The sequence below is a fragment of the Longimicrobium sp. genome, from assembly GCF_036554565.1.
Classification (GTDB): Bacteria; Gemmatimonadota; Gemmatimonadetes; order Longimicrobiales; family Longimicrobiaceae; genus Longimicrobium.
The window spans coordinates 1-5433 of record NZ_DATBNB010000579.1 but is presented as its reverse complement, the minus strand read 5'-3'; the positions used below and the strand labels follow the sequence as shown (position 1 = coordinate 5433).

3 protein-coding genes are annotated in these 5433 nt (G+C 71.7%); all 3 read right to left on the bottom strand.

The genetic code is table 11. The annotated features are described in order from the left end of the window. Positions 1–36: 36 nt before the first annotated feature. Positions 37–477, bottom strand: coding sequence for a hypothetical protein (locus tag VIB55_RS15875; RefSeq protein ID WP_331877639.1), 441 nt, complete (start codon positions 475–477; stop codon positions 37–39). Between the two features lie 306 nt (positions 478–783). Further along, positions 784–4056 carry an error-prone DNA polymerase gene (locus tag VIB55_RS15870; RefSeq protein WP_331877638.1) on the bottom strand — a complete coding sequence of 1091 codons (3273 nt, stop codon included), beginning with the start codon at positions 4054–4056 and terminating at the stop codon, positions 784–786. Between the two features lie 58 nt (positions 4057–4114). Next, on the bottom strand, positions 4115–5433 hold a 1319-nt coding region (locus VIB55_RS15865; protein WP_331877637.1), incomplete at its 5' end, for a hypothetical protein.

The window sequence follows — 5433 nt, the reverse complement described above, 5'->3', positions numbered from 1 at the left end:
GTCGGCCATACGTGCTGCGTGAGTTGCAACACAACGTTAGGTGGCCGCCCGGGAAGACGAGAGCGCTCCCGCCCGGCCCAACCAGCGGCGGAGCAGGAACACCAGCGTGACATAGGCATAGCCGAGCGGCAGGATTACAAGAATGCCGAGGCCCGCCAGCCCCAGAAAAATCTCGACACGGCCAGAGAGCCCTCCGATCACCGCGGTGAACGGTAGCCAGGCGGCCACCATCCAGAGCGGTGCCTGCAGCGCGCGGCGGCGGATCTCCGGTTCGAGGCGCCGGTCAATCCACCAGGTCGCCCACGCCGCCAGCATGGCGTAGGGCAGGCCGCCGTAGATCCCGGACATCAGCAGGAGTTGAACGAGCTTCGCGACGGGCGAAAGGCTCGGACGCCAGCCGGCAGCATGGACCGCGGTCGCCACGAGGGCCGGGATGCCGAGGGGCAGCCACACCGCGCACCGGTAGAACGTCTGCACCGTCATAGAGACCGAGCCCGTGGCCACCTGACTGGTTGTTCAGTGGACGGCATTCCGGCCAACACCACAGCCCGGAGTGCTTGGCCGAATCCGCTCCATTCCAGATAAGCCGCGGGCCTCGGAACGTCAAGCGGGAAGCAACGTGCGGCTCCCACGTAGCCATCACCCTTTCCCGCGTGAGCCGAGTGCGCGAATTGAAGCTCCTGGACCAGGTTCGGCCGACCGCCGAGGTGCTGCGGATTGATCTGCCCCCGCGTAACTCAGGGATGCACGACGACTGCGCCGCTCCCGGATCACGCGTTTACGTCAGTGATAGTCGTGTGAGCGCACGATCTCGCGCGCGTCGTCCAGGGTAAGCGCGAAGAACGTCTCCGCCTTCAGGTTCGTCACGCCGTCCTCCTTGCCCAGCTTTCCGCGCACGGCCAGGATGCCGTTGCCGTTGATGATCTCGCGTTCCTTTTCGTAGAGCTGGGGCGGAATGATCACGTCCAGGCGCCCCGTCTCGTCCTCCAGCCCCACGAACACGAAGCCCTTGGCCGTTCCCGGGCGCTGGCGCACGATCACCACCCCCGCGGCGGTGACGCGCTCGCCGTGGCGCCGGCCCTCGCCGCGCAGGTCGCCCAGCGCCACCACGCCCAGCCCGCCCAGCCGCTCGCGCAGGTGGCGCATGGGGTGGCCGTCCAGGTCGAAGCCAGTGACGTGGTGCGCCATCAGCGTCCGCTCGGCGGGCGGCATCTGGGGCAGGCGCGCCGAGGACTCCGGCGCGGGCGCCAGCGGTCCCCCGCTCCGAAGTGCCCGCAGCTCGCCCAGGACCGTCCACAGCGCCTGGCGCGGCCCGCCCTCGATCCACGACCGGAACGCCCCCGCCGCCGCCAGCGCCCGCAGCCCGTGCTCCGACGGAAACCGCTCCACCACGTCGGCGACGGAGGTGAACGGCGCCGCGGCACGGAGGCGGCGCGCCGTCACGGTGCCGAGGCCGCGTACGTATCGGAGCCCGACGCGAACCGCAGGGGCAGTGCGAGAGTGCGAAAGTGCGAAAGTGCGAGAGTCGCCCGGTGCGGACTCCGGCGCTGATCCGCCGCTGCCGTTCACTTTCGCACTTTCGCACTTAGTACTTTCGCACTGCCTTTCCGTACTTTCGCACTTTTCCAGTTCGCAGTCCCACCCGCTCACCGCCAGGTCGATCGGCAGCACCACCACCCCGTGCTGCCGCGCGTCGTGGATCAGCGTCGACACGGGGTAGAAGCCCATTGGCTGCGCGTTCAGGATGGCGCACAGGTACTCGGCCGGGTAGTACAGCCGCAACCAGGCGCTCGCGTACGCCAGCAGCGCGAACGAAATGGCGTGGCTTTCGGGAAAGGTGTAGCTGGCGCACGCCTCCAGCCATCCCAGCACCCGGTCGGCCGCGTGGTCGTCCACGCCGCGGGCGCGCATCCCCTCGCGGATGCCCTCGGTGGCGTGGTGCATCTCGTCGCGCGTGCGCTTGCGGCTCATGGCGCGGCGCAGGCGGTCGGCCTCGCCCGGCGAGCAGCCGCTGACCACGATGGCGCACCGCATCAGCTGCTCCTGGAAGAGCGCCAGGCCGTGCGTGCGCCCCAGCACCTCTTCCAGGTCGGGATGCGGATACTCCGTGGGCACCTCGCCGCGGCGGCGCGCCAGCATCTCCTTCACCTGCCCGCCCAGCATGGGCCCGGGCCGGATGGCGCCCACGGAGATCACCACGTCGTAGAAGCACGTAGGCTTCAGCCGGGGAAGGAAGTTGGCCTGCGCGCGGCTCTCGATCTGGAAGAGGCCGATGGTGTCGGCGGCGCCGATCTGCGCGAACACCGCGGGGTCGTCCATGGGCAGGCGGCCGATGTCCACCTCCACCCCCCGCCACTCGCGCACCAGGCGGATGCACTCGCCCAGCAGCTTCAGCATCCCCAGCCCCAGCAGGTCGAACTTGGGGACGGCGCGGTCGGCACAGTCGTCCTTGTCCCACTGGATCACCGTGCGCCCCGGCATGGAGGCCGGCTCGATGGGCACCGACTCGCCCAGCGGCGCGCCCGACAGCACGAAGCCGCCGCTGTGGATCCCCCGGTGCCGCGGCAGCCCGTTCAGCCCCCCCACCAGCTTCACCAGCGCCTTCGCCTTCGGCTCCGCCGGGTCCAGCCCGATGGACCGCAGCGCCTTGCCCTCGCCCACCTCCAGCCACTCCGCCGCCGTCTTCGCCGACGCGTAGCCATCCAGCCGCTTCGCGAGGAAGTCCGCCTGCGCCACGGGAAGCCCCAGCACGCGCATGGCGTCGCGCACGGCCGAGCGGCCGCGGTACTCCACGTGGGTGCACACCATGGCCGCGTGGGCCCGCCCGTACTTGGTGTAGACGTACTGCAGCACGCGCTCGCGGTCGTCGAGCGCGGCGAAGTCCACGTCGATGTCCGGCGCCTCGGGACGTTCGACGGAAAGGAAGCGCTCGAAGAGCAGCTGGTTGGCCACGGGGTCCACGGCCGTCACCCGCAGGGCGTAGCACGCCAGCGAGTTGGCCGCCGAGCCGCGGCCCTGGCACATGATGCCCGACTCGCGCGCGAAGCGGCAGATGTCCCACACCACCAGGAAGTGGTCGGCCATCCCCACCTGGCGGATGATGGACAGCTCGTGCTCCACCTGGCTCCAGTGGCGCCCCGAGGCGTCCGGCAGCCGCTCGCGCAGCCCCTGGCGCACCAGGTGCTCCAGCAGGGCGTCGGCCGAGTCCCAGCCGGGCGGCAGGGGAAAGGAGGGATGCGGGGCGGGCAGGTCCAGCAGCTGAAAGCCCCCGCAGCGCTCCGCGATCTCGCGGGTGCGGCGGATGCCTTCCGGCGCGTGGCGCCAGCGGCGCGCCATCTCCGCCGGCGGCTGCAGGCACCACTCGGCCGAGGGGCGCAGCCACCCGCGGCGGTGCGCCTCGTCGAGCGTGGTTTCGCGGCGGATGCAGGTGAGCAGGTCGTGCACGGCGCGCGCGGCGGGATCGGCGTAGTGCACGTCGTGGGTGACCACCCACGGCACCCCCACTTCGCGCGCCAGGTCGCGCAGGTCCGCGCACAGCGACGCCTCCTGGTGCGTGCGGTGGTCCCACAGCTCCAGGAAGAAGCGGTCGCCGAACACCTCCTTCATCTCCCCCGCCCTGGCGCGCGCCTGGGCGTAGCGCTCTTCGGCCAGCAACTGGGGGATGCGGCCGCGGGGACAGCCGGATAGCGCGATCAGCCCGGTGGACCTCGCGGCAAGCGTTTCCCAGCGCAGCGACGGGGTGCCGCGCGGGCTCTCCATCCGGGCACTTGACAGGAGGGCGCAGAGGCTCCTCCAGCCGTCCGGGTTTTCCACAACCAGGGTGAGGTGCGACCCGTCATCCAGAGTCGCTTCCGCACCCAGCAGGGGGGTGATCCCCGTGTCCCTGCACGCTTTCGAGAAGCGTACTGCGCCCCCCAGATCGTCGTGATCCGTCAGAGACAGATGCGTGTAGCCCAGCTCGGCCGCCCGCGCCGCCAGCTGTTCCGGCGTGGACGATCCGTCACACAGCGAGAAGGCGCTGTGACAATGCAGCTCGACGTAATCTCCAGCATTCACAACGACTTACCTCGAAATCCGCGCGCATCGCGCCATCGTGGTCCCCACCCCAGCCGCCTCAGTCGTACCACCCTTCCAGGTGCCACGAAGCGGTAACGGCATCCCGGTAGATCAACCCAAGCCACCCCTCGGAAGACTCCACCCGCCAGTACTCGCGCGCCTCTCCCTGGGCCCACCACCCCCCCGAAATCCTCTCCGGACCTTGGACAACAGTTTTCCACAATCGGGGTGGAAAACCCTCCATCCCCACGCCCGGCAATGCATTTTGCCCCGCAGGAATGTCCACCTGTACGGGGCGGCGTTCCGGGTCTTCGCGAACGCCGATGTCAAGGGGTTCGGGAAGACGCCGAAAGCAGAGCGGCAGGGTGTTGCGGAAGCCGATCGCCTCCTCGCGCGCGGCGGGCTCGGCCCGGGGACGCGCCCCGGCGAAGGGCTCGATGCCGTCGCTGCCGCGCGCCACCCAGGCGGCGTTCTCGCCCGGCAGGTGGGCGCCGTGCAGCACGGCCTGGCTGAGCGCGCCGGCGCCCCAGCGCGCGAACACGGGAAGGAGCGCCGCGTGCAGCGCGCCCGGATCGGGCGCGGGGGCCTGGAAGGCGTCCAGCTGGTCGGCGCGGGCGGCACCCTCCTCTTCCGCCAGCAGCGCGATGCCGCTCACCGGGCCGGCCAGGGGGCGCTGGTCGATGGCCCGGCGGCACAGGTCGGCCAGGACGCGCACGTCGGCCGTGGGGCGGGCGGGGCGCACTTCCCTCGCATCTTCCGCCGCGTCGGGCACGCGCAGCGTCAGCCGCAGCCGCGCGGGAATGCGCTGCCGCCGGGCCAGCTGCGCCGCCACCTGCCCGATCAGCCCCTGCAGCACGAAGCGCAGCGGCTCGGACGAGTCCACCGGCGGCTCGAACTCCGCCTCGGCGCTGGCCATCCCCGGCTCGGGGGGGCGAAAGGGCCAGCGCGCGTCGTCGCCGCCCGCCAGGCGCCAGGCGCGCAGCCCCTCCGCGCCGAAGCGAAGCTCCACGTCGGCCGCCACCAGCGCGCACAGGTCACCGCAGGTGCGCAGTCCCAGCAGGTAGAACGACTGCCGCAGGTCGGGGGTGATGGGCAGCAGCGAGAGCGAGCGGCGGCGCAGGTAGCCGGCCTCGCCGCCGGGCGGAACGATGCGCACCTCGTGGCGCCGCTCGCGCGTGGCGGCCGCCGCGGCGATGCACGAGCCGGCGATGCCCACGCGCGCCTCCCAGCCCGCCTGGCGCGCCGCCTGGGCCAGGCGCCGCGCGACGGCCGCGTCGCCGCCCAGCCCCGCCATGCCGCTGGCATCGGCCCAGAAGGCGCACGGGTACTCGCGGACGGGAACCACGCGGGGCGCGGCGGCCAGCAGCGCGCCCGCCA